The organism is Streptomyces sp. B1I3 (genome assembly GCF_030816615.1).
Lineage (GTDB): Bacteria > Actinomycetota > Actinomycetes > Streptomycetales > Streptomycetaceae > Streptomyces.
Genome location: NZ_JAUSYD010000001.1, coordinates 2,572,943 through 2,597,203 on the forward strand (window position 1 = coordinate 2,572,943; position 24,261 = coordinate 2,597,203).

Here is a 24,261-nt window from a genome sequence, read left to right on the forward strand (position 1 = left end):
TCTCAGCCCAGCAGGACGTCGTCGTCGCCGAGACGCTTGAGCTCGCGGTAGAGGATCGCGAGTCCGGTCACGATCGCGGCGGCGGATACGGCGGCGTCGATCAGCCGCAGCGTGTCGTTGTCCTGGCGGGCCATCCTCGCCTGCTTGACGACGCTGAGCGCGCCGAAGGCGGTGGTGCCCAGGGACACGTACACGCCGGACTTGGACTTCTTGAAGTTCTTGGCCTTCTTAGCCATTGCGCTCATAGTGACGGAGCCTCCTCAAGCAGCGGGTGCCCCCACTTTTCCACGAAAGCGGCCTCGACGGCGGCTCCGACCTTGTAGAGCCGGTCGTCCTTCATGGCGGGGGCGATGATCTGCAGCCCGACCGGCAGGCCGTCCTCCGGGGCCAGGCCGCAGGGCAGCGACATGGCGGAGTTGCCGGCGAGGTTGGTCGGAATGGTGCACAGGTCCGCGAGGTACATCGCCATCGGGTCGTCGGCGCGCTCGCCGATCGGGAAGGCGGTGGTGGGCGTCGTCGGCGAGACGATGACGTCCACCTGCTCGAACGCCTTCTCGAAGTCCTGGGTGATGAGGGTGCGGACCTTCTGCGCCGAACCGTAGTACGCGTCGTAGTAGCCGGAGCTGAGCGCGTACGTACCGAGGATGATGCGGCGCTTGACCTCGTCGCCGAAACCGGCCTCGCGGGTGAGCGCGGTGACGTCCTCCGCGGACCGCGTGCCGTCGTCGCCGACCCGCAGGCCGTAACGCATGGCGTCGAAGCGGGCCAGGTTCGAGGAGCACTCGGACGGCGCGATCAGGTAGTACGCCGAGAGGGCGAGGTCGAAGGACGGGCAGTCCAGCTCGACGACCGTGGCACCGAGGGACTTCAGCAGCTCGACCGACTCGTTGAACCGCTGGACGACCCCGGCCTGGTAGCCCTCGCCGGAGAACTGCTTGACGACGCCGACGCGCATGCCCTGGACGGAGCCGTTGCGCGCCGCCTCGACGACCGGCGGGACCGGGGCGTCGATGGACGTCGAGTCGAGCGGGTCGTGTCCGCCGATGACCTCGTGCAGCAGCGCCGCGTCCAGGACCGTACGGGCGCAGGGGCCACCCTGGTCGAGGGAGGACGAGAAGGCGACCATGCCGTAGCGGGAGACCCCGCCGTAGGTGGGCTTGACGCCGACGGTGCCGGTGACGGCCGCGGGCTGGCGGATGGATCCGCCGGTGTCCGTACCGATGGCCAGCGGTGCCTCGAAGGAGGCGAGCGCGGCGGAGGACCCGCCGCCGGAGCCGCCCGGGATACGGGTGAGGTCCCAGGGGTTGCCGGTCGGGCCGTAGGCGCTGTTCTCGGTGGAGGACCCCATGGCGAACTCGTCCATGTTGGTCTTGCCGAGGATGACGACGTCGGCCGCCTTCAGCTTCTTGGTGAGGGTCGCGTCGTACGGCGGGACCCAGCCCTCGAGGATCTTCGAGCCGACGGTGGTCGGCATGTCCTGCGTGGTGAAGATGTCCTTGAGCGCGAGCGGGACGCCGGCCAGCGGGCCGAGCTTCTCGCCGGCCTCGCGCTTGGCGTCGACGGCGCGGGCCTGGGCGAGCGCGCCCTCGCGGTCGATGTGCAGGAAGGCGTGGACCTTCTCGTCGATGGCCTCGATCCGGGCCAGGTGGGCCTCGGTGACCTCGACGGCGGTCAGCTCGCCGGAGGCGATCTTCGCGGCGATCTGGGCAGCGGTGAGCTTGATGATGGTGCTGATGTCCGTCATGGCGGTTAGTCCTCCCCCAGGATCTGCGGCACCTTGAAACGCTGCTGCTCCTGGGCCGGGGCGCCGGAGAGCGCCTGCGCGGGGGTGAGCGACGGACGGACCTCGTCCGCCCGCATGACATTGGTCAGCGGCAGCGGGTGGGAGGTCGGCGGGACGTCTTGGTCGGCGACCTCGGAGACGCGGGCGACCGCGCCGATGATGTCGTCGAGCTGACCGGCGAAGTGCTCGAGCTCTTCGCCCTTCAGCTCCAGACGTGCCAGCCGGGCGAGGTGGGCGACCTCCTCGCGCGTGATGCCAGGCATGCAGCGATCCTCAGGGGTTGGTGTGTGGTTTTGGACCAATCCTATGGGGTCACCGCCCCCTCCCCTGCCTGCTTCCCCGCCCACCGCCCCGCAATCGGGCTCCGGCCGCGTCGGCTCCGTGCAGCGATTGAGGACAAAACGGCCGCAGGCGTCCCCGGTACGTATCCTCCGAGCGCCCACTCCCGCCCGCTCCCGCCCGCTCCCGCCCGTAGAACGCGTACGCGCCCCCGCGCCCCGGCGGCCCGGCGGCCGCCGGCCGGTACCCGCCCACCCCCCGCGCGCCCGCTCCCGCCCGCCGGGCGGATGCCGCTCAGGCCGTCGCCGGCCCCGGCTGCACCGCGTGTCCGGCCGCCCGCTGCTCCGGCTCGCGCGCGGTGCTCGCCGCCGCGGCGGCCTCCAGCTCCGCGGGCCGCCGCCACCCGTGCTCGCCCCGGGCCCGCAGCCATGCCGTGGTTTCCTGAGGCGGCATCGCGGCGGCGACGAGCCAGCCCTGCACCGCGTCGCAGCGCAGGTCCCGCAGCCGCTCCCAGGTCTCGTCGTCCTCGACGCCCTCGGCGACGACCAGGAGACCGAGCGAGTGCGCCAGGTCGATGGTGCAGCGGACGATCTCCGCGTCCTCGGTGTCGACGGCCAGCCGCGCGACGAACGACCGGTCGATCTTGAGCTCACTGACGGGCAGCTTGCGCAGGTGCACCAGCGAGGAGTAACCGGTACCGAAGTCGTCGAGGGACATCTTCACCCCGTGTCCGGTCAGTGCGGCCAGGGTGTCGGCGGCCCGCTGCGGATCCTCCAGCAGGACGTGCTCGGTGATCTCCAGCTGCAGCGCACCGGCCGGGACCCCGTGCCGGGCGAGCCGGGCCGCGACGCTCCCGGCGAAGCCGGGGGTGTGGACGTCGCGCGGCGAGACATTGACCGCGACCGGGACGAGCAGCCCCTGGGCGCGCCACCGGGCCACCTGCGCCAGTGCCGTCTCCAGGACGTACTCGGTGAGGTGCGGCATCAGGCCCGAGGACTCCGCGATCGCGATGAACTCGTCCGGGGGGACGCTTCCGCGCTCCGGGTGCACCCAGCGTACGAGTGCCTCGAGACCGGCGACCTGGCCGTCGAAGCGGACCTTCGGCTGGTAGTGGAGTTCCACCTCGCGGGCGTCCAGGGCGCGGCGCAGGTCCCCCAGCAGGCCGAGCCGGTCCGGGGTGTTGCTGTCGCGCTTGGACTCGTACACCTCGACGCCCGTGCGGTCCCGTTTGGCCTGGTACATGGCCACGTCGGCGCGCCTGAGCAGTCCTTCCGCGTCGAGGGCGTGGTCGGGGTGGACGGCGACCCCGGCGCTCGCCTCGAGGACCAGGGTGAGCCCGTCGAGGTCCAGGGGCGAGGAGAGCTCGGCGACCAGGTGGCGGGCGACGCGCTGGGCGCTGGTGGTGGAGTCCGCGGTGGGCAGGAGTACGGCGAACTCGTCGCCCCCCAGGCGTGCGGCCTCCGCACCGCGCGGCAGGGCGACCCGGAGGCGTTCGGCTATCTGGAGCAGCAGCCGGTCCCCCGCCAGGTGGCCGAGGGTGTCGTTGACGGCCCGGAAGCGGTCGAGGTCGATGAGGAGGAGGGCCGTTCGGGTGCCGGTGCTCTCGGCCTCCTCCAGCGCCGCCCATGTGCGCTCCAGCAGCCACTGGCGGTTCGGCAGCCCGGTCAGCGGGTCCTTCAGCTGCTCCTCCGCCCTGGCACGGGCGATCCAGAGCGTGGAGTCCAGGGCGATCAGCGGGACCGCGAAGAGCGGCAGCAGGACGGGCATGGCCGAGGCCACGACGCAGATCAGCGGGGCGATGCCTAACAGGGCGACCGCGACGAGGCCCTGGCGCAGCAGCGCGGTACGGGCGATCGTCGGCAGCGCGCCGCTCTGCGACGCCCTGGCGCACCACAGGAGCGCGCGGGTGACCAGGAGGTAGGCGGTGGCGGCCAGCAGCACTTCCGGCAGGGCCCCGATCCCCCAGTGGAGCGGCCGCCAGGGCGATGCCACGGTCGGTACCTCACCGAACGCGGCCAGGACGAGCGCGGCGGCCCCGACGCCGAGTATGTCCGCGGCCCCGTGCAGCACGCCCTGCCACCAGCGGTGCCGGCGTGCCGTCCCGACGAGCACCACGACGACGAGGCTGACCAGCCCGGCGGGCACCCAGCCGTAGAGCAGGAGTACGGCGAGCGTGAGGGCGGCCCCCGAACCGGTGCCGCCCCACCAGCGGTCGCGCCCGAGGGCGACCAGGTGGCCGACGACGATTCCGGTGAGCAGGGCGAGCGACCAGCCCGGGGTGCCGTCCGGGAAGAGCGCCTCGCCGTCGCGGACCGTGCGGTAGAACCCGGTCGCGAGCTGCACCGCGGCGACCGCCACGACCGCGGCGCCCACTTTCGATGTGACGCCCACGAAACCTTGCAGCCGCGCCACCGGTGCGGCGCCCTCGGTCGGTTCCATTCCGTCCCTCTCACAGCCGGCGGTGCCGATGTCCCACGGTGGCCCCCGCTCCCATGCCACCACGGCCCGATTCCCACGACGCGGCCGGGCACGGCAGGTGCACGTTCAACAGTAGGCCGCCAACGGCCCCCGCGTGCAGCGCTCTACAGCTCTTGCCCGAATGCGGACCTGACCTCTTCCACCCTCTGATATGCGCCGAACGGGTGGTGCCGGTCAGGCGGCCAGAGCCTCTCGTTTCCCTCTGTCGGCATTCTTCGTTCTTCCCCTCCCACCCACGGCCACTCCCCGGCACGGTCTCGATCGCGCCTCGATACGCCACGTGCCCCACGTCCGGAACCCGGCCGGACGAGGCCCTGGGCAACCCGCACGGCCCGCACGGCCCGCACGGGAGGGCCGGCTCCGTCGGGGAGAGCGGCCCGGGGTGTCCCGGACTAGAGGTCCCCGGGGTGTCCCGGACTAGAGGTCCTGGACGGGCACAGCGGCCTCCCGGGCGGCCTCCGGCCCCTGGTCGAGGAGGACCGCGAAGCCCTCCTCGTCGAGGACGGGCACCTTCAGCTGCACCGCCTTGTCGTGTTTCGACCCGGGGTTCTCGCCCACGACGACGAAGGAGGTCTTCTTCGAGACGGAGCCCGTCACCTTCGCGCCGCGGCTCTGGAGCGCATCTTTCGCGCCATCCCTGGTGTGGGACGCCAGCGTGCCGGTGACGACGACGGTGAGTCCCTCCAGCGGTCGCGGCCCCTCCTCACCCCCGGCAGCCACGTCCTCCATACGGACCCCGGCCTCCCGCCACTTGCGCAGGATCTCGCGGTGCCAGTCCTCGGCGAACCACTGCTTGACGGACGCCGCGATGATCGGGCCGACCCCGTCCGCGGCGGCCAGCTCCTCCTCGGACGCCTCGTCGATACGGTCGATGGAGCGGAACTGCCGGGCCAGCTCGGCTGCGGCGACCGGTCCCACGTGCCGGATCGAGAGTCCGGTGAGGATCCGGGCGAGCGGAGCCTGCTTCGCCGCCTCGATGCCCTCCAGCATCCCCAGTGCGTTGCTCTTCGGCTCACCCGCCTTGTTGGAGAAGACTCTCGCGATCTTCTCCTCGCCGGTCCCCGGATCGCGTTTGGGCAGTCCGCTGTCCTGGTCCAGGACATAGGCCCGGATCGGGAGAAGCTGCTCCACCGTGAGGCCGAAGAGGTCACCCTCGTCGAGCAGCGGCGGCTCGGCGGGCTCCAGCGGCTTGGTGAGTGCCGCCGCGGCGACGTAGCCGAAGTGGTCGATGTCCAGGCACTTGCGGCCCGCGAGGTAGGCCACGCGCTCCCGCAACTGGGCGGGGCAGGAGCGGGCGTTGGGGCACCGGAGGTCGATGTCGCCCTCCTTCATGGGGCGCAGCGCCGTCCCGCACTCGGGGCAGACGGACGGCATGACGAACTCCCGCTCGCTGCCGTCGCGCAGATCGACGACGGGCCCGAGGATCTCCGGGATGACGTCACCCGCCTTGCGGAGGACCACCGTGTCGCCGATGAGGACGCCCTTGGCCTTCACGACGTTCTGGTTGTGCAGGGTGGCGAACTCGACTTCGGAGCCCGCCACCTCGACCGGCTCGACCTGGGCGTACGGCGTGACCCGGCCCGTACGCCCGACGCCGACCCGGATGTTCACCAGCTTGGTGTTGACCTCCTCCGGCGCGTACTTCCAGGCGATCGCCCAGCGTGGGGCGCGCGAGGTGGAGCCCAGCCGCCCCTGGAGCGGGATTTCGTCGAGTTTGACCACGACCCCGTCGATCTCGTGCTCCACGGAGTGGCGGTTCTCCCCGAAGTACGCGATGAACTCCCGCACACCGTCGAGGGAGTCGACGACCTTGTTGTGCCGGGCGGTCGGCAGGCCCCACTCCTTCAGGAGGTCGTACGCCTGCGAGAGGCGGTCGATGTCGAAGCCCTCGCGGGCGCCGATGCCGTGGACCACCATGTGGAGCGGGCGGGTGGCGGTGACCTTGGGGTCCTTCTGACGCAGCGAACCCGCCGCCGCGTTGCGCGGGTTGGCGAAGGGCTTGTCGTCCGCCTCGACCAGGCGGGCGTTGAGTCCCTCGAAGGCCTCCATCGGGAAGAAGACCTCGCCGCGGATCTCGACCAGGTCGGGAATCCGGTCGCCCGACAGCCGGTGCGGGATCTCGGCGATCGTACGGACGTTGGGGGTGATGTCCTCGCCCGTACGGCCGTCGCCGCGGGTCGCCGCGCGGGTCAGCCTGCCGTGCTCGTAGGTGAGGTTGACGGCCAGGCCGTCCACCTTGAGCTCGCACAGGAAGTGGTAGCCGGGGCGGCCCACGTCCTTGGCGACGCGCTCGGCCCAGGCCGCGAGCTCCTCGTCGTCGAACGCGTTGTCCAGCGACAGCATGCGCTCGCGGTGCTCGACGGAGGTGAATTCCGTGGTGTAGGGCCCCGCGACCTTCTGGGTCGGCGAGTCCGGCGTACGCAGCTGGGGGTGCCGCTCCTCGATCGCCTCCAGCTCGCGCATCAGCCGGTCGAAGTCGGCGTCGCTGACGACCGGCTGATCCTTCACGTAGTACCGGAAGCGGTGTTCCTCGATCTGCTCGGCGAGGAGAGCGTGCTGCTCCTGTGCCTCCGCCGGCACCGTGGTCAGCTGCTGTGCCTGCTGTTCGCCGGCCATCGTCCGTCCTCCCGTAAGCCCGTCGTGCCGTTACTCAGGGTTGTCTGCGAGCGACCTCGCGGCCCGGGCGCAGTGGGCGAGCGCGGCGCGTGCGTACGCGGGCGATGCTCCCGCCAGCCCGCAGGACGGGGTGATCACGACGGACTCGGCGAGAGTCCCCGGATGCAGCCCCAGCCTGCTCCACAGTGTCCTGACACCCATGACGCTACCGCCCGGGTCCGACAATGCGTCCGAGGCGGCGTCGGCGCCGGGGACCACCCCGAGGACGAGCTGTGTACCGCCCTCGACGGCTTCCCCGATCGTCTCCTCCTCACGCTCGGTGAGGAGGGAGAAGTCGAAGGAGACGGCATCGGCTCCGGCGCGGCGCAGCAGTGCGAACGGCACCTCGGGGGCGCACGAGTGGACGGCCGTCGGGCTCTCGCCGTTCACCCCGAGCAGCTCGCGCAGGGTCCCCTCGACGACCTGGCGGTCGACGGCGCGGTAGGTGCGGTAGCCGCTCGCCGACCTGACCCGCCCCTGCAGTACGGCGGTGAGCGAGGGTTCGTCGAGCTGGAGCACGACATCGGCGCCGGGCACCCGGCGCCGCACCTCCGCGAGGTGCCCGCGCAGCCCCTCCGCCAGGGAACCGGCCAGGTCACGGCAGGCCCCCGGGTCCCCGAGCATCGCCTCGCCGCCCCGGAGTTCCAGGCCGGCGGCCAGGGTCCAGGGGCCGACCGCCTGGACCTTGACGAGCCCCTCGTAGCCCTGCGTGAACTCCTCCAGGGCGTCGAGGTCCTCGCCGAGCCAGGAGCGGGCCCGGCGGGTGTCGCGGCCGGGCCGGTCGCTGATCCGCCAGCCGCTGGGCTCGACATGGCCGTACATCTCGACGAGGAGTCCGACGGTCCGCCCGATCATGTCCGCGCCGGGGCCGCGCGCGGGCAGTTCCGCCAGGTACGGCATGCCCTGCCCGTCGGCGAAGGACCCGGTGACCGTTTTCGCGGCCTCGCGGGCGTCACCCCCCGGCATGGACCCGATACCGGTGGCTGCACACGCGCTGAACTTGCTCTTCTCGCTCACGCGGAAAGCCTACGGGCCCCGGCCGGCCGGGTCTCGGGTGGCGCCTCGGCACCGGCCCTCCACGGCCGGGCACGAGGAGCCGGAGCCCGGCACCCGGTCGCGGCAGCCGTGTCGGCGGCCGGAGGTCAGCGGCCCGGAAGGTGTCAGCGGCCGGGGCGGACCGTCAGGTCGTTGATCTCCGCATCACGGGGCAGGTCGATCGCCAGGAGGATCGTGGTGGCCACGGACTCCGGGTCGATCCAGCGGGAGGCGTCGTACTCCTTGCCCTCCTGCTGGTGGACCTTGGCCTGCATGGGACTGGCCGTACGCCCCGGGTAGACGGACGTGACCCGGACCCCGTTGCCGTGCTCCTCGTGGCGCAGCGAGTCCGCGAGCGCCTTCAGGCCGTGCTTGCTCGCGGCGTAGGCACCCCATTCGGCATGCGCGGCCAGGCCGGCACCCGAGTTCACGAAGACGACGTGACCCCGGCTGACCCGCAGCTGCGGCAACAGCAGCCGGGTCAGCTCGGCGGGCGCGACCAGATTGGCGTTGAGCTGGAAGTGCCAGGCCTTGGGCGTGAGGTCGCCGATCCGGCCCAGCTCGACGACGCCCGCGATGTGCAGCAGCGAGTCGAGGCGTTCGGGCATGGGCTGCTGCCCGAAGGCCCAGGAGAGCCGGTCCGGGTTGCCGAGGTCGCCGACGAGGGTGCGCGCGCCGGGGTGGAGTGCGGCGAGCTCCTTGGCGCGGCCGGCGTCCCGTGCCAGCAGCACGAGCTCGTCGCCGCGCTCCAGGAGGCGGTGGGCGACGGCCGCGCCGATGCCGGAGCCGGCACCGGTGATGAGATGAGTAGGCATGGACTCATGCTCGCATCACTGCAGGCCGGCCGACTCCTCGAGGTAGGCGAGGGCCCCCACGCCGTCCTCGGCGAAGAAGACCAGCTCGGTGAGGGGGAGCGGCAGGAACCCCTCCTCGTCCATGCGCTGGAACTGCTGGCGCAGACCGTCGTAGAAGCCGGCGGTGTTCAGCAGGACGACGGGCTTGGCGTGCTTGCCGTGCTTCCTCAGTTCCAGGATCTCCGTGGCCTCGTCGAGCGTCCCCATGCCCCCGACCATGATCACGATTGCGTCCGCCTTCTCCAGGAGCAGCGCCTTGCGTTCGGCCAGGTCCTTGGCCACCACCATCTCGTCGGCGTCCGGCCGGGCCAGCGCGGCCATGAACTCCACGGAGACCCCCACCAGGCGCCCGCCGGCCTCCTGCACGCCGTCGGCGACGACCTTCATCAGGCCGCTCTCCGACCCGCCCCAGACCAGGGTGTGCCCGCCGCGGCCCAGCAGTTCGGCGAACTCCCGGGCGGGAACGGTGTAACGGTCGTCGAGGTCGGCGGCGGAGAGGAAGACGCAGATGTTCATGCGACCACCGTACGGGCCACCTCCGGCACCGCACCGGGCGGGAAGAATCCGGCCTCCGGGACGGCTGAACCAGATATGACCTCCACTCCTGGACACCGCATCACCGTCGAGCCCGCAGCCGTGCACGTCCGTGCGGTGCACGACGGCCAGGTGCTCGCCGAGAGCCGCCGCCCGCTGCTGCTGCGGGAGACGGGCTGTCCCGACCGCTACTACCTGCCCCCCGAGGACGTGCGTACCGAGTTGCTGACGCCGTCGGACACCCGTACGCACTGCCCGTTCAAGGGCGACGCGTCCTACTGGTCGCTGCCGGACGCGGCGGACCTCGTCTGGGCCTATCCGGAGCCCAGGGAACAGGTCGCCGCGATCAAGAACCACTTCTGCTTCTACGACACGCATCTCATCGCCCACTGACGGCCGGAGCGGCCGCCGGCAACTTCTTCCGGCCTTCCTCCGCCGCGGCGATGAGTTCCGCGCTCCCCACGGGTCCACCTCCACATGGACGAGACTCTCTCCCGTGACGGCACCTCTATCGCGTATCGCCGCCGGGGTGACGGGCCGCCGGTGATCCTGGTGGGCGGGGCGCTGGGCACCGCCGCGACCGAGGCACCGCTGGCCACCCTGCTGGCGTCACGCTTCACGGTGGTCACGTACGACCGCCGGGGGCGGGGCGCCAGCGGCGACGGCGGGCCGTACGCGGTCCGCCGCGAGATCGAGGACCTGGCCGCGGTGGCGGCCCGTGCGGGCGGGCGCGTGTCCCTGTTCGGCATGCTGTCGGGTGGGGCGCTTGCCCTGGAGGCACAGGCGGCGGGCCTGCCCGTGGATCTCCTGGCCGTCTACGATCCGCCGTACACCCCCGGGGCGGCCGGGCTGCTGTACAAGTCCCGGTGCACGGCCCAGCTGCACCGTCTCCTGTCGCAGGGTGACCGGGACGGCGCCGTCGCGCTGTACCTCTCCCGCACGGGCCTCCCGGGGACGACGATCGCCCGGATGCGTCAGGCTCCGATGTGGCCCGGCCTCGTGGCCCTCGCGCACACGCTCGCGTACGACGACACGCTGCTCGGCGACGGCGCGCTGCCCGTCGGCCGTCTGGCGTCCGTGACCGCGCGGACGCTGGTGGTGAGCGGCGGTTCCGGCTCCGCCGGGACTCGCGCGACGACGCTCGCCCTCGCGGCGGCGATCCCCCGGGCCCGCCACCGCACCCTGACGGGCCAGACCCGTGAACTCGCGCCCCAGGTGATCGCGCCCGTCCTGGCGGAGTTCTTCGCCCGGGACGTGTTCGCGGGGCGGGCGACCGCAGAGGCACCCTGAGCTTGCGGGCCGGGCCGGGCGGGCGACGGCCGGAGCACCCTGAGCTTGCGGGCCGGGCCGGGCGGGGCGGCGATCCGGGCAACCGGCCGGGGCGGGCGCTGTCCACCCGGCAGGCCCTCTCCCGTCAGCCGGCGGCCGCCGGCTGCCCCTCACGTCGCACCGTCGTCGCGATCGTGGCCGAGCCGACCACACGCGTCCCGTCGTACAGCACGACGGCCTGCCCGGGGGCCACGCCCCGTACGGGCTCGGTGAAGGCGACGTGCAGGGTGCCGTCCACCAGCTCCGCCGTCACCTCCGTCTCGCCGCCGTGGGCGCGGAGCTGGGCGGTGTACGTGCCCGGCCCGGAGGGTGCCGTGCCGCACCAGCGGGGCTTGATCGCGGTCAGTGCCGTGACGTCGAGGGCCTCCACAGGGCCGACGGTCACCGTGTTGTTCACCGGCGAGATGTCCAGGACGTAGCGCGGCTTGCCGTCCGGGGCGGGGTGGCCGATGCGCAGGCCCTTGCGCTGGCCGATGGTGAAGCCGAACGCGCCCTCGTGGGTGCCGACCTTCGTCCCCGCCTCGTCGACGATGTCACCCTCCGCGGGGCCACCGAGGTGCTTCGCGAGGAAGCCCTGGGTGTCGCCGTCGGCGATGAAGCAGATGTCGTGGCTGTCGGGCTTCTTGGCGACGGCCAGGCCACGGCGCTCGGCCTCGGCCCGGATCTCGTCCTTGGTGGTGAGGGTGTCGCCGAGTGGGAACATCGCGTGGGCGAGCTGCTTCTCGTCCAGGACCCCCAGGACGTAGCTCTGGTCCTTGGCCATGTCCGAGGCGCGGTGCATCTCCCGGGTGCCGTCCTCGTTGACCACGACGGTGGCGTAGTGGCCGGTGCACACCGCGTCGAAGCCGAGGGCGAGTGCCTTGTCGAGCAGCGCGGCGAACTTGATCTTCTCGTTGCAGCGCAGACAGGGGTTGGGCGTGCGCCCCGCCTCGTATTCCGCGACGAAGTCGTCGACGACGTCCTCGCGGAAGCGTTCGGCGAGGTCCCAGACGTAGAAGGGGATACCGATCACGTCCGCCGCGCGGCGGGCGTCACGGGAGTCCTCGATGGTGCAGCAGCCACGCGCCCCGGTACGGAAGGACTGCGGGTTCGCGGAGAGGGCGAGGTGCACCCCGGTCACGTCATGGCCTGCCTCGGCGGCTCGGGCTGCGGCGACGGCCGAGTCGACACCGCCCGACATGGCGGCGAGCACGCGGAGGGGGCGCTGGGAGGTCTGAGTCATAGCCACTCCAGGGTACGGGTCGCCGGGAACCGAATGTGCGCGGATAAGCGTTGACCAGCACATGGGGAGCAAGGGGAACGCCGGAGCGCCGGGGACCGGGGCCGGGCACGGCGTCAGCCGCCGCACGCTGCTGATCGGCGGTGGTGCCGCCGTGGCCGCGGGAACGGCCGCCCTTGCGTGGGACGAGGCGCGGCGCGTCTGGTGGCGGGTCCCGGGCGTGGAGAAGCCCCGCAGGCCGGGAGAGCTGGACTACGCGGGCGCCCGCTGGATCGGGGCCTCCGAGGCGAACTGGCGCCGCGCCGACCGCCCGGACGACTACGGCATCGACCGCATCGTCGTCCATGTGACGCAGGGCGACCTGGGCAGCGCCGTCGAGGTCTTCCAGGACCCGGCCCACGGCGCCGCGGCGCACTACATAGTGGGCAAGGACGGCGGGGTCGTCCAGATGATCCGTGAGCTGGACGTGGGGTTCCACGCGGGCAACCGCTCGTACAACGAACGCAGCGTCGGCATCGAGCACGAGGGCTTCGTGGACCGCCCCCGGGACTTCACGACGGCCATGTACGCCTCTTCGGCCCGTCTCGCGGCCACGATCTGCAGGCACTACGGCATCCCGGTGGACCGCGAGCACATAGTCGGCCACGTGGAGGTCCCCGGTACGGATCACACCGACCCCGGCCCCCACTGGGACTGGGACCGCTACCTGAAGCTGATCCGCACGGTCCGGGCATAGGGCGCCGTGGCCCTCCGTCCTGGCTGCGGCCTGCCTTCCTAGCTGAGGCCTGCCGTCCTCGCCCGGGCGACGGCGGGGGCGATCGCGCGGGCGACGTCCTGGACGTCCTGCCTGGTGGAGGTGTGGCCGAGCGAGAAGCGCAGGGTGCCGCGCGCCAGGTCGGGGTCGGTGCCGGTGGCCAGCAGGACATGGCTGGGCTGGGCGATGCCCGCCGTGCACGCGGAGCCGGTGGAGCACTCGATGCCCTGGGCGTCGAGGAGCAGCAGGAGGGAGTCGCCCTCGCAGCCGGGGAAGGTGAAGTGCGCGTTGGCGGGCAGCCGGCCGCCGGGGGCCGGGTCACCGCCGAGCAGGGCGTCGGGGACGGCCCGCAGCACGGCCTCGGCCAGCTCGTCGCGGAGCGCGCCGATCTCGCGGGCGAAGTCCTCGCGCCCCTCGGCGGCGAGCCGCCCGGCGACGGCGAACGAGGCGACGGCGGGCACGTCGAGGGTGCCGGAGCGCACGTGCCGCTCCTGCCCGCCTCCGTGCAGGACGGGTACGGGGGCGTGGTCGCGGCCCAGGAGCAGCGCGCCGATACCGAACGGTCCACCGATCTTGTGCGCGCTGACGGTCATCGCGGCCAGCCCGGACGCGGCGAAGTCGACCTCGAGCTGCCCGAAGGCCTGCACGGCGTCGGCATGCATCGGCACGTCGAATTCGCGTGCCACCTCCGCGAGTTCGCGTATCGGCATGACGGTGCCGATCTCGTTGTTCGCCCACATCACGGTGATCAGCGCGACGTCGTCGGGGTCACGGAGGACCGCTTCGCGCAGCGCGTCGGGGTGCACCCGCCCGTACCGGTCGACGGGGAGGTACTCGACGGTGGCGCCCTCGTGCTCGGCGAGCCAGTCGACGGCGTCGAGTACGGCGTGGTGCTCCACGGGGCTGGCGAGAACCCTGGTGCGCCGCGGGTCGGCGTCGCGCCGGGCCCAGTAGAGGCCCTTGACGGCGAGGTTGTCGGCCTCCGTACCGCCGGAGGTGAGGACCACCTCGCTGGGGCGGGCGCCGAGGGCGTCGGCGAGGGTCTCTCTGGACTCCTCGACGGTACGGCGGGCAAGCCGCCCGGCGGCGTGCAGTGAGGACGCGTTACCGGTGACGGCGAGGTGCGCGGTCATCGCCGCGATCGCCTCCGGAAGCATCGGCGTGGTCGCGGCGTGATCGAGGTAGGCCATGGTGCACCCGATTCTACGAGCCCCCGGTGGGGCGCACGGCGGGCGCATGGCGTCGCGGGCCCGGAGGGTGCCGCCACGGCGCTCGGGCCTGCCGGAGACGGAGCCCGATCCGGTACCGGCGAACGGCGGGCAGCGGGCCGTCCGGCGCCCGCGACCCGGGGCTGCCCCGCCTCCGGAACTGCGGGCCGGTCAGCCCCCGAAGCTCCAGGAGACGGTGCCGTTCGCGGTGACCAGGACGGCGAGGACGACGAGGTCGGCGACGCCGAGGGCGAGTCCGAGCAGCGCGCGGCCGCGGCGGGCGGTGGAGCGGGCGAGAGCGATGAGTGCCATGACGATGGCGGCGGGCCCGAGCAGGATGTTCATCACCAGGAGACCGAGCAGTCCGAGCACGAAGGAGGCGACGGCCAGGCCGTCGGCCTCCCGGGTGCCGGACGTCCGGATTCCGGGCGTCGGCCCGCCGGTCCGGATTCCGGGCGTCGGCCCGTCGGTCCGGGTGCCGGGCGTCGGCCCGTCGGTCCGGGTGCCCGGGTGACGGTCGGTGCGTGCGGTGGTGAGTGCCATGGTGCGGGCTCCTTTTCTCAGCGGTGCGGCGGGTCCTCAGCGGGTGCGGCGGGCGAGGCGTTCGCGGACACCGAACACGGCCAGCCAGAGACCGATCACGGCTGCGGCGACGAGAGTCAGGGGCAACGGCAGGTGCGCCACGGCTCCGAGGACGACTCCCAGCAGGAGCAGGGCGGCGACGAGGACGAACATGTGCGGCCTTTCCGCTTGCGGTTGAGAGTACGACTGTTTACTGACTTTCGACTCTAGTACCCCTCGGCCCTTCCGATACTCGGAGAACGGTTGTTTACTGAATGGCATGAGTCACACCGTCGGCATCCGCCAGGCCCAGAAGCTGAAGACACGCCAGGCACTGCTCGACGCCGCACTGCGGCTGCTGGAGCACCAGAGCCTGAGCAGCCTGGGCCTGCGCGAGGTGACGCGGGCCGTGGGTGTGGCGCCGACCGCCTTCTACCGCCACTTCGACGGCACGGCGGCGCTGGGGGTGGCGCTCGTCGAGCAGACCCTGGGCAGCCTGCACGGCATGATCGGCGCGATCCTGGCCGACACGGGTGACAGCGAGGAGCGGCTGGACCGGAGCGTCGGCCTGATCAGCCGGCATGTCGCCGCCCAGCCCGCGCATTTCCGCTTCATCGCCCGCGAGCAGCACGGCGGCGTCGGCCCGGTCCGGGAGGCCATAGCGGCCCAGCTCCGGCTGTTCGCCGAGGAGGTGGCGGCGGCGCTCGCCGCGGAACCGGAGTCGGCGGGCTGGGACCCCGAGGATCTCCTGATGCTGGGCGGGCTGTACGTCGACCACATGGTGCTCACCGCGTCCGCCCTGCTCGACGCCGGACCCCGAGGGGAGCAGGAGGTCATCCGGGTGGCCCGGCGCCGGCTGCGCCTGGTGACCGTGGGCCGGGCCCACTGGCTGGACGCCCCCTGAGGCCGACACGGAAGAACCCGGGGCCGGTGGGCGGGAGCGGAGCTTCCCGCCCCGCTCGCGCGGACAACTCCTCGACGTCGCGGAAGGCGGCGCTTACGGAGCCCTCCGGGCACCCCGCGAGCTGAGGGGCCGGGTCCTGGCCGCGCGCGTCCGTGGCAGCAGGAGCACGCCGCGCGGGTCCGGGCCAGCTCGAGCACGCCGTACGGGTCAGGGGCAGCAGGGGCACGGAGAGTGATCGGCCTGCCGCAGCACCCCATGCCGGCTCGGGGCCGTCACGCCGGCGGGAGGGCCGGAGGCGCGACGGCCGGAAGGCGGGCCGGGACCGTCAGCTGCGGGGCGGGGGCCGGGGCCGTCAGCTGCGGGGTGCGCGGGCGAGCTGGCGGGACTGGGCCACCAGACGGCCGGCGCTGTCCCAGACGTCCGCATCCTCCTCGAGGAAGCCGCCTGCCAGGTTGCGGGTCGTGATGGAAACACGCAGGGGGCCGGGGGCCGGACGGCAGCGGACGTGGGTGGTGAGCTCGATGGTGGGCGTCCAGCCCTTCAGCCCCAGCTCGAACGAGGTCGGCGGCAGCGCGTCCACGGTGAGCAGCAGCGAGAGCGGGTCCGCGTCGCGGCCGTCGGCGAGGCCGAACCAGCCCCGCATCTCGCCCTTGCCGGACGGTGCGCCGACGGCCCAGCCGATCGTCGCCGGGTCGAGCCTGATGTCGAGCCGTTCGGTGATGGCGGAGCTGCCGGGGATCGGCGCGGATCCGTCGCCCGGTCCGAGGCACTGCTCCAACGGCGGGATGGCGGGCGGCTCGGCGGTCGTGCGGACGTCGTCGGGGAGGCCGTCGAGGTCACCGTAGGTGGCCAGCACCCGGATGCGCTCGATCTCGGTACCGTCCTGCGCGTACTGGAAGAGCGAGGCCTCACCGGTGGACAGCGTGCGCCCGGTACGGACGACCTGGGTGCGGATCACCGCCGGGCCGGGTACGGACGCGGTGAGGTAGTGCGCGGAGACCGAGAAGGGGTCGGGGTGCGGGAGTGCCTCGCCGAGCGCCCGGCCGAGCATGGCCAGGAGATAACCGCCGTTGACGGCGTGGATGATCGTCCAGCCCGCGGAGAGCTCTGCGTCGTAGACGCCCTCTTCGCGGAGCGTGACGGCGGTGTCGCGGTCGAACTCGCTGTCGCCGATGGTCGCCTGCGCTGCGCGCGGCGCCTGCGTTGCTGCCTGTGCCATGGCATGCACCGTACACCGACCGTATTACTGAGCGGTAGCTTTTTGTTGCGGTCAGATGACGGCGGGAGCCTCCTCCGCCGTGGCCGAGCGCCGGTTGTAGGCGCGCGGCGCGCGCCAGTGGAAGCGCATGGCCAGCAGCCGCAGGACGAACGCGGCGAGCGCGGCGGCGCCGCTGGTGTAGGCGTTGAGGGCATCGAAACGGATGCAGAGGACCGCCGTGACCGCGCCGACGATCGCCGGCACGGCGTACAGGTCGCGGTCCCAGCGCAGCAGCGAGGGCACCTCGTTGGCAAGGACGTCGCGCAGCACACCGCCCCCGACCGCGGTGGCCAGCCCCAGGGCGGCGGACGAGGTGAGGCCGAGGCCGTGCTCGTACGCCTTGATGGTGCCGGATACGCAGAAGAGCCCCAGCCCGGCCGCGTCGAAGACGTTGACGCCGACCTGGATCCGCTCGACGTGCGGATGGAGGAAGAAGACCAGGCCGGCGGCGAGCAGCGGGGTCACGAAGTAGCCGAGATCCGTGAAGGCCGCCGGAGGGAGCGCGCCGATCATCACGTCACGGAAGATCCCTCCGCCCAGCGCTGTCACCTCGGCGAGAACGGCGATGCCGAAGACATCGAAGTTCTTGCGTACGGCGAGCAGGGCGCCCGAGATCGCGAAGACGAAGATCCCGACGATGTCGAGCGCATGCTGGACGGAGGGGGTGAAGAGTTCGTTGAGCACCGGGCAATTGTGCCGGTACCTACTTCTCCGGTGCGTCCCCCGCCTTCGTGGACGGTGCGGCCGCGTCCTCCCCGCCGTCGCCGGCGGCAGCCCCGGCGGGCGCGTCCGGCTCCTCGGCGGGTGCCACGTCAGGGGTCACAACCGGCTCAGCAGACTCGACCGGCTCAGCAGCTTCAGTCGGCTCAGCAGGCTCAGTCGCTTCAGTCGGCTCGATCACCACGGCAGCCTCAGCCGGCTCGGCGGCCTCAACCGGCTCGGCAGCCTCAGCCGCTTCAGTCGGCTCGATCACCACGGCAGCCTCAGCCGGCTCGGCGGCCTCAACCGGCTCGGCAGCCTCAGCCGCTCCAGCCGACTCGGTCACCACGGCAGCCTCAGCGGGATCGGCGGGCTCAGCGGGCTCAGCAGCCTCGGTGGCCTCGACGGTCGTCTCGGGCACCCCAGCAGGCTCGACGCCCTCGGCTCCCTCGACGACCGCGACGCCCTCAGGGCCTTCGGCCGGCTTCTGCGGGCTCGCGGACTTCTCGGCCCCCACCACCCCGGCGGCCACGACCGGCTCCGCCGATGCGGGCGGCACCGCGGACTTCTCCGCGACCGCCGGCCTCACGGTGATGACGTCCGCGACCAGCGGCGCGTCCCCCGGCACCTGGTCCTCGCCGTTCTCCGGGTGGTGGCACGCCACCTGGTGCCCGGTCTTCAGCTGGAGCAGCGGCGGTTCCGTCGTACTGCAGACCTGCGTCGCCTTCCAGCACCGGGTGTGGAACCGGCAGCCGCTCGGCGGCGAGATCGGCGACGGGACATCACCCTTGAGCAGGATGCGCTCGCTCTTGGCTCCGCGCCGCCGAGGATCCGGCACCGGCACGGCGGACATCAGCGCCGTCGTGTACGGGTGCATCGGCGCCTCGTACAGCGAGTTGCGGTCCGCGAGCTCGACGATCTTGCCGAGGTACATGACAGCGATCCGGTCCGACACGTGGCGGATCACCGACAGGTCGTGCGCGATGATCATGTACGTGAGCCCGAGCTCGTCCTGGAGGTCGTCCAGCAGGTTCACCACCTGGGCCTGGATCGACACGTCCAGCGCGGAGACCGGCTCGTCCGCGACGACCAGCTTCGGGTTGAGCGCCAGGGCCCGGGCGATGCCGATGCGCTGGCGCTGTCCGCCGGAGAACTCGTGCGGGTAGCGGTTGTAGTGCTCGGGATTGAGCCCGACGAGCTCCAGCAACCGCTGGACCTCCGCCTTCACGCCGCCCTCGGGCTTGACGCCCTGGAGCCGGAAGGGGGTGCCGATGATCCCGCCGACGGTGTGGCGGGGGTTCAGCGACCCGTACGGGTCCTGGAAGATCATCTGGATGTCACGGCGCATCGGCCGCATCCGGCCCGCCGACAGGTGGGTGATGTCGCGGCCCTGGAACTCGACCTTGCCACCGGTCGGCTCCAGCAGCCGGGTCACCAGCCGGCCCATGGTCGACTTGCCGCATCCGGACTCGCCGACGACGCCCAGGGTCTCGCCGGGGCGCACGTCGAAGGTGAGCCCGTCGACGGCCTGGACGGCGCCGACCTTGCGCTTGAGGATGCCCTTGGTGATCGGGAAGTGCTTGGCCAGGCCGGTGACCTTGAGGAGCGGCTCGGACCCGGACCCGTCCGACCCGTCCGCGCCGGACGCGGGAGTCTTCTTGTTCAGATCAGTCACAGCTTCGGCGCAATCTCTTCGGTCCAGATCCGGTCCCGCTGCTCACGCGACATGTGGCACGCGGAGTAGTGCCCGTCGCTGACCATCTGCAGCTCCGGGCGTTCGGTGCGGGTGATGTTGTCCGCGGGGACGTCGGCGTACGGGCAGCGCGGGTGGAAGGCGCAGCCCGACGGGACGTTGATGAGGCTGGGCGGTGAGCCCTTGACCGGGACGAGCCGCTCGGTCTGCTCCCGGTCGATGCGCGGCATCGAGCCCAGGAGCCCCCAGGTGTAGGGGTGCTGGGGCTCGTAGAACACCTTTTCGGCGCTGCCGCGCTCGATGCAGCGGCCCGCGTACATCACGAGCAGGTTGTCCGCGATCTCGGCGACGACGCCGAGGTCGTGGGTGATCATGACGACCGCGGAGCCGAACTCCTTCTGCAGATCCCGGATCAGGTCGAGGATCTGCGCCTGGACGGTGACGTCGAGGGCGGTCGTCGGCTCGTCGGCGATGAGCAGCTGCGGATTGTTGACCAGGGCCATCGCGATCATCGCGCGCTGACGCATACCGCCCGAGAACTGGTGCGGGTAGTCGTCGTAGCGGCGGTGCGGTTCGGGGATGCCGACCCGGTCGAGCATCTCGATCGCGCGCTTCTTCGCGGCCTTCTTGTCGACCTTGTTGTGCACCCGGTGGGCCTCGACGATCTGCGCGCCGATGCTGTAGTACGGGTGCAGCGCCGACAGCGGGTCCTGGAAGATCATCGCCATCTTCTGGCCGCGGAGCTTCCGTACGCGCTCGGCGCCGGCGCCGATCAGCTCCTCGCCGTCCAGCCAGATCTCACCGCCGATCCGGGCCCGCTCGGACGTGTGCAGGCCCATGATCCCCAGCGAGGTCACGGACTTGCCGGAGCCGGACTCGCCGACGATGCCGAGGGTCTGGCCGGCCTTCAGGTCGAAGCTGACGCCGTCGACGGACCTGACCAGGCCGTCGTCCGTGTCGAAGTGGACGCTGAGGTTGCGTACGGAGAGGAATTCCTTCCCGTCGGCGGCCGAGGCCTCCCGGGGGGCGGGGACCGAGCCCTGCGCGGCGTCCGGCGCCGGGGCGTCCTTCTTGCTTACCTCGCTCATGAGAGCCTCACCCGGGGGTCGATCGCGGCGTACACGAGGTCCACCAGCAAGTTGCAGATGACGATGAAGAAGGCCGCGACCAGCGTCACGCCCATCACCTTGGGCAGGTCGGCCTCGGTCACGCCCTTGATGGCGAACTGGCCCATGCCCTGGAAGGAGAAGACGGTCTCGGTGATGACCGCGCCGCCGAGCAGCAGCGCGAAGTCCATGCCGAAGATGGTGACGAGCGGGGTGAGGGCCGACCGCAGGCCGTGCTTGACGACGACCTTGCTTTCCTTCAGGCCCTTGGCCCGCGCGGTCCTGATGTAGTCCTCACCCATCGTCTCCAGCATTCCGGCGCGGGTGAGCCGGGCGTAGAGCGCGGAGTACAGCAGGGCCAGCGTGCACCAGGGCAGGACGAGGCTGCCCGCCCATTCGACCGGGCTGTCGGTGAACGGTACGTACTCCCCGTTGCCGAACAGCGCGAGCACGGCGAGGCCGGTGAAGAACATCGGCAGCGAGACACCGGCGAGTGCGACGCCCATGGAGAGCCGGTCGAAGAGCGAGCCGCGCTTCAGCGCGGAGACCACGCCGATCGCGACACCGGAGACGACCCACAGGACAGCGGCGCCCACGGCCAGCGACAGCGTGACCGGAATGCGGTCGACGATCTGCGGCCAGATCTCGGTGTGGGTCTTGAAGGAGTAGCCGAAGCAGGGAGCGTTGCAGGTGACGGGATCGGGGCCGAACTTGTAGTCGGCACCGACGACGATGCCCTTGATGAACTCCCAGTACTGCAGATAGACGGGCTGGTCGAGCCCCAGGTTCCTCTTGACCGCGGCGATGACCTCCGGGTCGGGGCTCTTCCCGACGTACTGGGCGGCCATCGAGTCGGTGGTCTGCCCGCCGAGGCGGGGCACCAGGAAGAAGATCGCGAACGTGACTGCGCTGACCACCAGCAGCAGCAACACCGCGGCGAATACGCGTCGGATGATGTACGCAGCCACAGCCGTGCGGCGCCGGGCGGGCGGACGGGATAACGCCCGCCGGCCCGGCGCCTTCACCTGCCTTTCAAGGGATGCTGTTGATGAACAGGTGTTACTTGGTCGAGGTCATCAGCACGTAGTCGTACATGCCGAGGTACGCGTCGGTGACCGTGACGTTCGCCGCGGAGTCCGGGCGGTACAGCAGGTTCTTGCGGTAGACGAGCGGAACGACCGAGCCGTTCTCCATGACCTTCTGGTCGACCTCGCCCCACGCCGCGTTGCGGGCCGTGGTGTCGACGGTGCCGATGCCCTTGACGAGGAGGTCGTTGATCCCCTTGTCGTTGAGCTCCATCAGGTTCGTGCCGCCCGAGGGCTTGATGGCCGAGCCGTTGACGATCTGGTCCAGGAAGCCGAAGCCGGTGGGCCAGTCGGCGCCCCACTGCATCATCATCATGCCCGCGTTGTTCTTGTGGACCCAGTCCGGAACGCCCGCGAAGTCGGTGAAGTACTTGTTGGCCGGGAACTGCTTGATCTCGGCCGTGATGCCGATCTTCTTCAGGCTGTTCTGGAGCTGCGTGGCCGCGGTGATCTCGTCAGGACGGTCGGAGCGGGCCGTCAGCGTGGTCTTGAAGCCCTTCGGCTGACCGCACTTGGTCAGGTGCTCCTTCGCCTTGGCGATGTCACCCTTGTTGCCCGCGGACGGGTACAGGTCGAACTTCTTGTACCCGGCGACGGTCGGCGGGATGAGCGTGGTGGCCGGGTCGCCCTTGACCGAGCCACCGATGGAGTCGATCAGGCTCTGCTTGTCCACGGCGTACTGGACGGCCTTGCGGCACTCGACGTTGTCGAACGGCTTCACCTTGACGTTCAGCGCCATGTACTGCAGGACACCGGCGTACGGGTTGTCCGTCTTCGCCTTCTCGGCGGCCTTGACCAGGACCTTGGGCTGGGTCTTGGACTGCAGACCCGTTCCCTCGATGCCGGCGCTGATCTCGTCGTTGAGCAGGTGGTCGTCGATCGTCGTCGCGTTGACGTTGAACTTGAGCTCGATCTTGTCCGGCAGCGCCTTGCGGATCGGGTCCGTCTTGGCGTCCCACTGCGGGTTGCGGACCAGCGTCGCACCCTTGCTCTCGTCGTACGCCGAGAACTTGTACGGGCCCGAGGAGACCATCTTCTGGACGTAGGCGGCACCCTTGTCGGCCTTCTGCGGGACCGGAGCGGTCTGCGAGAAGGCGGCGAGGTAGTCCATGTCCGCGAACGGCTTGCTCAGCTTGAAGACGATCGTGTAGTCGTCCGGGGTCTCGATGGACTTGAGGCCCTCGGGGGACTTGTCCTTGTACGGGCCCTTGTACTTGTCGCCGCCGTCGAGGTACGCCTTGAAGTACGTCGGGCCGTTGGACAGGGCCTCCGGCGCGAAGTTGGAGCGCTCGACGGCGTACTTGACGTCCTTCGAGGTGATCTCGGTGCCGTCCTCGAACTTCACGCCCTTGCGGAGCGTGTACGTCCAGGTCTTGGCGTCCGCGCTGGCCTTGCCGAGGCCGGTGGCGAGGTCGGGAACGACCTCCAGGCCCTCCTTGCCGGCGGCCGGCTTGAAGGTCACCAGGGAACGGGCGTACAGGCGGGAGAAGTTCTGCACCCAGCCGTAGTACGTGTTGCCCGGGTCCAGGGAGTCCGGGCCACTGGCGTGCTCGTACGTGACCGTCCCCCCCTTCTTGTCGGTCGCGTTGACGATGCTCGTCAGACCGGCGTCAGCCTTGGCGTTGCCCCCAGCGCCCTTGCTGCCGTCACTGCCCGAGTCGCTGCCGCTGCAGGCCGACGCGCCGAGCGACACCGCTACGGCCACGGCTATGGCCGCTGCTGTCTTTCTGTTCTGCATGCTGAGAAAAACCCCCTCGCTTGTTCGGTGCGGCACAGCCGCGATTACTTGCCACGAGGGTCGAGTGCGTCACGCAGCCCGTCCCCCAGCAGATTGAAGGCCAGCACGGTGATGAAGATCGCCATGCCGGGAATGACCATGAACATCGGGTCCACCTCGTAGAGGTCGACCGCCTGCGTGAGCATGCCGCCCCAGGAGGCCTGCGGCGGTGCGATACCGACGCCGAGGAAGCTGAGGGACGCCTCGAAGAGGATGTTCGTGGGGATGAGCAGCGTCGCGTACACGAGGATCGGCGCGATCAGGTTCGGCAGCAGCTCGCGGAAGAGGATGAACGGACCGCGTGCGCCCAGCGACCTGGAGGCCTCGACGAACTCCCGCTCGCGCAGCGACAGGGTCTGCGCGCGGACGATGCGGCCGATGTACGGCCAGCTGAAGAAGCCGATCACGAAGATCAGGACCGCGATCCGCAGGGTGAGCCCTTCCATCCCGAACGCTTCACCCTGCAGGGAGGCGGAGATGGAGATCGCGAAGAGCAGCAGCGGGAAGGCCAGGAAGGTGTCCATCATCCGGCTGATGAAGCTGTCCACCCAGCCGCCGTAGAACCCCGCCACGACACCCATCACGACGCCGATGACGACGGAGAGGAGCGTGGAGCCCACGGCGACGACGAGGGAGACCCAGGAGCCTTCGAGGATGCGCGCCAGGATGTCGCGGCCGGTCTGCGGCTCGACACCGAGCGGGTGGTCCCAGCTCATCCCGCCGAAGTCGCCCTTGGGCGCCAGCAGGAGGGGGTCGACCAGGCTCTGGTTGAACGCGTCGGGGTCGAGACCGAGGAGCGACTGCAGGGGCTTGGACAGCAGGGCGGTGAGGATCAGCAGGATGACAACGATGCCGCCGGCCATTGCCGCCTTGTCCCGCTTGAAGCGGGTCCAGGCGATCCGGCCGAGGGAGCGGCCCTCGATCTGCTTGCGCCCGGCGCCTTCCAGCACCGCTTCGGGCTGCACATCCGCCCTGGTGGTCTCGATAGGTGCCGTCATTGCGCTGGAGACCCCTCTCGGCCGACGGTGGCCGGCCCATGACCGCCGCTGT

General features: G+C 71.2%; 23 protein-coding genes. 4 read left to right on the plus strand and 19 right to left on the minus strand.

Going from position 1 to position 24,261, the window contains the following annotated elements; genetic code table 11:
• Positions 1-2: 2 nt before the first annotated feature.
• The 8 genes from QFZ58_RS11620 to QFZ58_RS11655 all read right to left on the minus strand — a co-directional run bounded on the left by QFZ58_RS11620 (position 3) and on the right by QFZ58_RS11655 (position 9,600).
• Positions 3-245 (minus strand): hypothetical protein, encoded by a 243-nt coding sequence (locus QFZ58_RS11620; RefSeq protein WP_136329351.1) that lies wholly within the window; start codon positions 243-245, stop codon positions 3-5.
• Complete coding sequence (gene gatA / locus QFZ58_RS11625) at positions 242-1,744, minus strand: Asp-tRNA(Asn)/Glu-tRNA(Gln) amidotransferase subunit GatA (RefSeq protein WP_307124849.1); 1,503 nt, start codon at positions 1,742-1,744, stop codon at positions 242-244. The genes QFZ58_RS11620 and gatA overlap by 4 nt, the downstream gene beginning before the upstream one ends.
• Positions 1,745-1,749: 5 nt before the next feature.
• Positions 1,750-2,046 carry an Asp-tRNA(Asn)/Glu-tRNA(Gln) amidotransferase subunit GatC gene (gene gatC, locus QFZ58_RS11630; protein WP_014048481.1) on the minus strand — a complete coding sequence of 99 codons (297 nt, stop codon included), beginning with the start codon at positions 2,044-2,046 and terminating at the stop codon, positions 1,750-1,752.
• A 310-nt stretch (positions 2,047-2,356) separates the two neighbouring features.
• Positions 2,357-4,501 carry a bifunctional diguanylate cyclase/phosphodiesterase gene (locus tag QFZ58_RS11635; RefSeq protein WP_307124850.1) on the minus strand — a complete coding sequence of 715 codons (2,145 nt, stop codon included), beginning with the start codon at positions 4,499-4,501 and terminating at the stop codon, positions 2,357-2,359.
• A gap of 456 nt (positions 4,502-4,957) precedes the next feature.
• Positions 4,958-7,156, minus strand: a complete 2,199-nt coding sequence (gene ligA / locus QFZ58_RS11640; protein ID WP_307124851.1) for an NAD-dependent DNA ligase LigA — start codon at positions 7,154-7,156, stop codon at positions 4,958-4,960.
• Positions 7,157-7,186: 30 nt separating this feature from the next.
• Complete coding sequence (locus QFZ58_RS11645; RefSeq protein ID WP_307124852.1) at positions 7,187-8,212, minus strand: methionine synthase; 1,026 nt, start codon at positions 8,210-8,212, stop codon at positions 7,187-7,189.
• 143 nt (positions 8,213-8,355) lie between these two features.
• Positions 8,356-9,045 carry an SDR family oxidoreductase gene (locus QFZ58_RS11650; protein ID WP_307124853.1) on the minus strand — a complete coding sequence of 230 codons (690 nt, stop codon included), beginning with the start codon at positions 9,043-9,045 and terminating at the stop codon, positions 8,356-8,358.
• Positions 9,046-9,060: 15 nt separating this feature from the next.
• Positions 9,061-9,600 (minus strand): TIGR00730 family Rossman fold protein, encoded by a 540-nt coding sequence (locus QFZ58_RS11655; RefSeq protein WP_307124854.1) that lies wholly within the window; start codon positions 9,598-9,600, stop codon positions 9,061-9,063.
• 75 nt (positions 9,601-9,675) lie between these two features.
• Here QFZ58_RS11655 and QFZ58_RS11660 point away from each other — a divergent pair, with 75 nt between their 5' ends.
• Positions 9,676-10,011 (plus strand): DUF427 domain-containing protein, encoded by a 336-nt coding sequence (locus tag QFZ58_RS11660; RefSeq protein ID WP_307124855.1) that lies wholly within the window; start codon positions 9,676-9,678, stop codon positions 10,009-10,011.
• Between the two features lie 84 nt (positions 10,012-10,095).
• Positions 10,096-10,908, plus strand: coding sequence for an alpha/beta fold hydrolase (locus QFZ58_RS11665; protein WP_307124856.1), 813 nt, complete (start codon positions 10,096-10,098; stop codon positions 10,906-10,908).
• A 124-nt stretch (positions 10,909-11,032) separates the two neighbouring features.
• Here QFZ58_RS11665 and mnmA read toward each other — a convergent pair whose 3' ends face one another.
• Positions 11,033-12,169, minus strand: a complete 1,137-nt coding sequence (gene mnmA, locus QFZ58_RS11670; protein WP_307124857.1) for a tRNA 2-thiouridine(34) synthase MnmA — start codon at positions 12,167-12,169, stop codon at positions 11,033-11,035.
• Positions 12,170-12,230: 61 nt separating this feature from the next.
• Between mnmA and QFZ58_RS11675 the strand changes: the two genes are divergently transcribed.
• Positions 12,231-12,902, plus strand: a complete 672-nt coding sequence (locus QFZ58_RS11675; RefSeq protein ID WP_307124858.1) for an N-acetylmuramoyl-L-alanine amidase — start codon at positions 12,231-12,233, stop codon at positions 12,900-12,902.
• Between the two features lie 38 nt (positions 12,903-12,940).
• On the opposite strand, the gene QFZ58_RS11680 is transcribed toward QFZ58_RS11675, so the two are convergent.
• The 3 genes from QFZ58_RS11680 to QFZ58_RS11690 form a co-directional block, all read right to left on the minus strand.
• Positions 12,941-14,110 (minus strand): cysteine desulfurase family protein, encoded by a 1,170-nt coding sequence (locus QFZ58_RS11680; protein ID WP_307124859.1) that lies wholly within the window; start codon positions 14,108-14,110, stop codon positions 12,941-12,943.
• Between the two features lie 189 nt (positions 14,111-14,299).
• Positions 14,300-14,671 (minus strand): DUF4190 domain-containing protein, encoded by a 372-nt coding sequence (locus tag QFZ58_RS11685; protein WP_307124860.1) that lies wholly within the window; start codon positions 14,669-14,671, stop codon positions 14,300-14,302.
• Positions 14,672-14,707: 36 nt separating this feature from the next.
• Positions 14,708-14,863: a hypothetical protein gene (locus QFZ58_RS11690; protein ID WP_307124861.1), complete on the minus strand. Its 156-nt coding sequence runs from the start codon at positions 14,861-14,863 to the stop codon at positions 14,708-14,710.
• 106 nt (positions 14,864-14,969) lie between these two features.
• Here QFZ58_RS11690 and QFZ58_RS11695 point away from each other — a divergent pair, with 106 nt between their 5' ends.
• Positions 14,970-15,593, plus strand: a complete 624-nt coding sequence (locus tag QFZ58_RS11695; protein ID WP_307124862.1) for a TetR family transcriptional regulator — start codon at positions 14,970-14,972, stop codon at positions 15,591-15,593.
• 352 nt (positions 15,594-15,945) lie between these two features.
• On the opposite strand, the gene QFZ58_RS11700 is transcribed toward QFZ58_RS11695, so the two are convergent.
• The 7 genes from QFZ58_RS11700 to QFZ58_RS11730 all read right to left on the minus strand — a co-directional run bounded on the left by QFZ58_RS11700 (position 15,946) and on the right by QFZ58_RS11730 (position 24,209).
• Entirely contained in the window at positions 15,946-16,812 is an 867-nt protein-coding gene (locus QFZ58_RS11700; RefSeq protein ID WP_307124863.1) for a thioesterase family protein, read from the minus strand.
• Positions 16,813-16,863: 51 nt separating this feature from the next.
• Positions 16,864-17,535, minus strand: coding sequence for a trimeric intracellular cation channel family protein (locus tag QFZ58_RS11705; RefSeq protein ID WP_307124864.1), 672 nt, complete (start codon positions 17,533-17,535; stop codon positions 16,864-16,866).
• 19 nt (positions 17,536-17,554) lie between these two features.
• Entirely contained in the window at positions 17,555-19,216 is a 1,662-nt protein-coding gene (locus QFZ58_RS11710) for an ABC transporter ATP-binding protein (RefSeq protein WP_307128830.1), read from the minus strand.
• A 5-nt stretch (positions 19,217-19,221) separates the two neighbouring features.
• Positions 19,222-20,331, minus strand: a complete 1,110-nt coding sequence (locus QFZ58_RS11715; RefSeq protein WP_307124865.1) for an ABC transporter ATP-binding protein — start codon at positions 20,329-20,331, stop codon at positions 19,222-19,224.
• On the minus strand, positions 20,328-21,317 hold the full coding sequence (locus QFZ58_RS11720; protein WP_307124866.1) for an ABC transporter permease: 990 nt from the start codon (positions 21,315-21,317) through the stop codon (positions 20,328-20,330). Before QFZ58_RS11720 ends, QFZ58_RS11715 begins: the two co-directional genes overlap by 4 nt.
• A 91-nt stretch (positions 21,318-21,408) precedes the next feature.
• Positions 21,409-23,172 (minus strand): ABC transporter substrate-binding protein, encoded by a 1,764-nt coding sequence (locus QFZ58_RS11725; RefSeq protein ID WP_307124867.1) that lies wholly within the window; start codon positions 23,170-23,172, stop codon positions 21,409-21,411.
• 44 nt (positions 23,173-23,216) lie between these two features.
• Complete coding sequence (locus tag QFZ58_RS11730) at positions 23,217-24,209, minus strand: ABC transporter permease (RefSeq protein WP_307124868.1); 993 nt, start codon at positions 24,207-24,209, stop codon at positions 23,217-23,219.
• Positions 24,210-24,261: the final 52 nt, after the last annotated feature.